Source organism: Thiohalocapsa sp. (assembly GCF_019695415.1).
Lineage (GTDB): Bacteria > Pseudomonadota > Gammaproteobacteria > Chromatiales > Chromatiaceae > Thiohalocapsa.
Genome location: NZ_JAIFKJ010000645.1, coordinates 1 through 5,196 on the forward strand (window position 1 = coordinate 1; position 5,196 = coordinate 5,196).

Annotated in this window: 2 protein-coding genes; both read left to right on the plus strand. The window is 68.8% G+C overall.

What is annotated here, in order from left to right:
- Positions 1-3,728 (plus strand): transporter substrate-binding domain-containing protein (locus I6U14_RS17570; protein ID WP_296901091.1); only part of this gene is annotated, 3,728 nt, incomplete at its 5' end.
- 24 nt (positions 3,729-3,752) lie between these two features.
- On the plus strand, positions 3,753-5,196 hold a 1,444-nt coding region (locus I6U14_RS17575), incomplete at its 3' end, for an ATP-binding protein (RefSeq protein WP_296901092.1).

Below are 5,196 nucleotides of genomic sequence, written 5' to 3' on the forward strand. Positions count from 1 at the left end.
CGAGGCTCTTGTTGTGGCTGCCCCCTCTGACCGTACTGGTGCCGGCAGCGGCAACGTCGGGCACGGGCGCGGAGGCGATTGCGGCCCAGTCCGTGCGCATTCAGCTGCAATGGCGTCACCAATGGCAGTTTGCCGGGTTTTACGCGGCGCTGGCCCAGGGCTTCTACCGCGAGGCTGGTCTCGAGGTCGCCCTGCTCGAGGGCGGGCCCGACACCGACCCCGTGGAGGCGGTGCTGGACGGTCGCGCGGACTTCGGCACCGCTCCCGCGGATATGCTGCTTGAGACACAGGCCTCCGGGGCGCGCCTCAAGCTGTTGGCGAGCTGGTTTCGCCGCTCGCCGTTGGTGCTGGTGGTGCCGCCCGACGTGGTACTGCCGCGCCAACTCGCCGGCAAGCGCCTCCTGGCGGCGCCGCACATGCTCGAGAGCCCGAACATGACACGGCTCTTCGCCCGCGCGGGAATCGATCGCGACCAGATCCAGGTGGTGCCCTACGCGCCGGGCATCGACGCCTTTGTGCAGGGTCGCGTCGATGCCATGGTCGCTTACCGCAGCAACGAGGTCTTTCAGCTGTATCGGCGCGGTGTGCCCTTCAACGTCATCGATCCGGCGGACTACGGCGTGCCGGTGCCTGACCTGAATCTCTTCGCCACCGCCGAGACGGTGGGCGCAGCACCGGAGGTCGCAGCCGCGCTGACCGCGGCGACGAACCGCGGCTGGGCCTATGCGCTGGACCATCCGGACGAGCTGGTGGCGCTGATCCGCGCGCGCTGGAACACCCAGAGCAAGGACGCCGAGCACCTGCGCTTCGAGGCCCATCAGACCCACAGCGCCATGCTGCCGGAAGTGCATCCCGTCGGCAGGCCGGATCGTGGCGCACTGGCGGCGGTCGTGGAGCTGCTGCGGGAGACCGGGCGCGCACCCGGCCCCGTGGACTTAGACGAATTTCTGTTCTTGGCGCCGGCACCGCAGCTTGACCTGACCGCTGCCGAGCAGGTTTTCCTGGAGCGGCACCCCCGTCTGCGGGTTCGTTTCGCACCGCTGCCGCCGTTCGCGGACTGGAGCGAGCGAGGGCCGTCCGGCTATTCCGTGGAGTTGCTGGAGCTGATTGCCCGGCGCGCCGGCTTCACGCTCAGCTGGCGCGTCGCGGACCCCGCTCGTGTGCAGAGTCACCTGCGCAGCGGCAGCGCGGACGTCACCATCAACGTCGGTGCCACGCCGGTGCGCCAGAATTACCTCCGGTTCAGCGCGCGAGCTTTCCCGGTACCACTGGTCATCGTCGCCCGCCAGGGCCGTACGGATCTGCGCGACGCGGCATCCCTACGCGGCAAGACCATCGCCGACAACCCGGGCTGGGCGGCCAGCGAGCTGCTGCAGCGCTGCTGCGGCGAGCTGGAGCGGCTGCGCGTGGCGGGCTTCACCGAAGCCCTGCACGCCGTGTCCAGCGGCCGCGCGGACGCGGCCGTGATGCCCCGGCAGGTGGCGCTGCATCTATTCGAGTCGGAGCGTCTCTCGGATCTTGCCATCGTCGGCCAGTTGTCGGCATCCGTCGCCGGAGAGACCCTAAAGGCACATCCCTTCGCTGTTCGACAGGATCTGCCGGAAGCGGCGGCGATTCTGGACAAGGCCTACGCCGCCCTGACACCAGCAGAGCTCAAGGCGCTCTGGGCACGCTGGTTTGGCGGTGCCCAGGCCCTGGCGGATCTGCGCGCCGCGGCCACGCGGCAGCGCGACGGGCACCAGGAGGGCGAGATGCCGGACGACGCGCCCGGCTCGGCTGGACAGATGCGCCCGCAGGCGCAGGACCCGGACGGTGACGAGGCGGGATTGCCGCCGGCACCGACGGTGCAGCTCACGCCCGCCGAGCGCGCTTTTTTGGACAGGCTCCCGACGATTCGCCTGGGCGTGGGCGCCGACTGGGCGCCCTTCGCGTATCGCGACGCCGACGGGCGCGTGACGGGCATCGACGCGGACATGCTCGCGGCCATCAACGAGCTGCTCGGTACGGATATCCGGCTGGAGCTCGGCGATTGGCCGACGCTGGTGGAGCAGGCGCTGCGCTATGAGATCGCAGGGCTATCTATGTCCAGGCCGCACGCGGAGCGTGCGGAACGCTTGGCCTTCTCTGCGCCCTACGCGTCTTTGACCAACGGCATATTCGTGCGCGCAGGCAATCCGTTAAGCATCAAGGGCCCCGACGACCTCGCCGGCCGCCGCATCGGCTATGCCGAAGGGGCGTTGGTGAACGAAAAGTACATCGCCGGCATCTCCGGCGCGACCGCCGTCGCGTGCGCCACCGTGCCGGCAGCGTTGAACGCACTGCTCGCGGGGGAAGTGGACGCACTGATCGGCAGCACGGACGTAATGCGCTTTTTGGTGGCGGATGCCTCGGGGCCACCGGTGGAGATTGCCTATCGGGTCGGGCAGCCGATGGACCTGGTGTTCTCGGTGCGCAAAGATTGGCCTTTGCTGATCAGCGCGATGGACAAGGCGCTCGCGGCGCTGCCGGCGACGCGCCGTGTGACGATCCGCGAGCGGCACCTGGGCCCACGCCCGGCTCCACCACAGGGGCAGGTCTTGCTGAGCTTCGTGGAGCGCGAGTATCTGGCCCGCAAGGATGGCAAGCTTCGCTATTGCTTCAGCCCTGTCTGGACCTCCTACGATTACTTGGAGAACGGCGAGCACCGCGGCCTGTTCCGGGATTACCTTGCCCTGTTCGCGCGCAAGCTCGGCGTGGTCCTGGAGCCTGTCCCCGCGCAGAGCAGGAACCAGGCCTTGGCGTTCGCGCGCGAGCGGCGCTGCGATCTCGTCTCCGGCGTGATCCCCACCGTCGAGCGTGAAGATTTCCTGGACTTCACTCAGGGCTATTTCCAGCTGACCTACGTGCTGCTGGGGCCGAGTGACATGCCTTTCGTGCGCGACATGCGCGCACTGCGCGGCGAGTCCGTCGCGGTGCCGGCGGCCTCCGCTATTGCTGACGAGCTGGAAGCCAGGCATCCGGATGTGCGCTTCGTGTCGTCGCCGACACCTGTGGCAATGAAGGAGGCCCTGCAGGCCGGTGACATCACCGCGGCGGTGGCGACATTGGAGCATGCCGCGCGGGTGGTGCATGAGAGTGCAGGGCGTTTGGCCATCATCGGTCAGCTGGATAACCGCTACCCTATCGCTGTTGGCACCCGCAGCGATGAGCCGCTGCTGCGGCTGATCATGGACAAGGCTCTGGCCGCAGTGACACCGGCGGAGCGGGACGCCATCGAGCTCAAGCAGACCCAGTTCACCATCGAGCAGCGCATGGACCTCACCCTTCTCTGGCAAGTGTTGGCGGGGGTGGGGTTGGTGGGGCTGTTTCTGCTCTACCGCCAGCGCGAGCTCACGCGCCTGAACCGCGATCTGACGGCAGCCCGGGATGCGGCGCGGGTGGCGGCGGCTGCCAAGAGCCAGTTTCTCGCCAATGTGAGCCACGAGATCCGCACCCCGATGAACGCGATCATGGGCATGGCGCGGCTCTGCCTGGATACGGATCTGGACTTGCGTCAGCGCGGCTGGCTCGAGCGCCTGCACAGCGCGTCGCAGTCGCTGCTCGGCCTTATCGATAACGTACTGGATCTATCCCGTATAGAAGCCGGCGGTGCCAAGCTGCGGCACGCGCCTTTCGTCCTCGATGAGCTTCTGGAGCGCGTGCAGGCGGTGGTAGGGGTGCAGACGCGCGAGGCGGGACTGCTGCTGTAGCTCGACGTAGACCCGGCGACCCCGATGCGGATCATCGGCGACGCCCTGCGCCTTGCACAGGTCCTGCTCAATCTCGCGACCACCGCCGTCAAATTCCCGCCCAGGGGGGCGGTCTTCGTACACGTTAGCCATCAGGCGACCCTGCCCCCGGCCGAAGGCATGGTGGCGCGTCTTCGCTTTGCGGTGTCCGACACTGGTATCGGCATCAGCCCTGAAGCACGCGCGAGCCTGTTCGAGCCCTTCCGCCAGGCGGACGCGTCCTCCACACGACGCTACGGGGGCTCCGGTCTCGGGCTCAGCATTAGTCGTGAGCTCGTGCGCCTGATGGGCGGCGACATCCAAGTCAGCAGTGAGCCCGGTCGCGGTAGCCGCTTCGACTTCACGGTGGCGATGTCGATGCCCCAGGACGCCCTCCCGGCATGGCGGGCGTTGCCGGCCGGCGGCCGGCCGGTGCTGCTGTGGGACGACCATGCCCGCCGTGCCGCCGCCACGGCCCGGCAGCTTCGCGCCTTCGGGCTCGACGTGGACGCGGTGTGCTCCGTCGCCGAGGCCCTGTCACGGCTCGTCAGCACGCATGGCGCGGTCTGGTCACTGCTGCTGGCGCTGCCAACCTCGGCGACGCCGCTCGCGGAGTGTCGGCAGGTCTTCGAAGAGGCGGCGCGTCGAGGACTGCGGGTGGTACAGCTTACGCCGGACGGAGATCCACCGGCCGTGTTGCTGCCCGCTTCCCGCGAGCGGCTGCATACCTGCCTGGAGCAGGCGCTCCGAGATGAGGAAGTGGCGCCGCCCGCGGGTGCCGGGACGGGTGATGAGACGCTGAGTGGTCCGGAGCTGCTGCGTGGTCGCCGCGTGCTGCTTGCGGAGGACAATGAGACGAACCGAGAATACATGCGCGCAGTGCTCGGGCGGGCGGGCTGCACCGTGATGACCGCAGTGAATGGGCGCGCCGCCGTGCGCCGCGCGTTGGACGAGCCCTTCGATGTTGTCCTGATGGACATCCAAATGCCGCAGCTCGACGGCTATGCAGCGGCACGACAGATCCGAAACGAGCGCGGCGACGCGACGCCGCCTATCATCGCCATCACTGCTCACGCGTATCCGGAAGACCGTCGCCTCAGCCGCGCCGCCGGCATGGTCGAGCACCTTGTGAAGCCCGTCACGCCCGAGGCACTGTATGCGGCCCTACTGCGGAGTCTTGGCGCTGCACCGGCAGATGCGGCTGGTCTTGGAGCGGAGGCAATTCAGCAGACGGACCACGCGGATGCCACCACCGGTGCAAGGGCGGGCGACACAAGGGCACTGGCTGTGACGCAGGCGCCAGGCGCTGGTCCAGCGGTGGATTTCGCGGCCGGCCTGGCCCGTGCCGGCGGCCACGCGGTTCCCTCTCAGCGGGTGCTGGCGTCCTTCCCCCGAGCCCCCCCAACCGATCTTCCGCCCCCCCCCCCCCCCCTCCCCCCCAGCCCGCCCC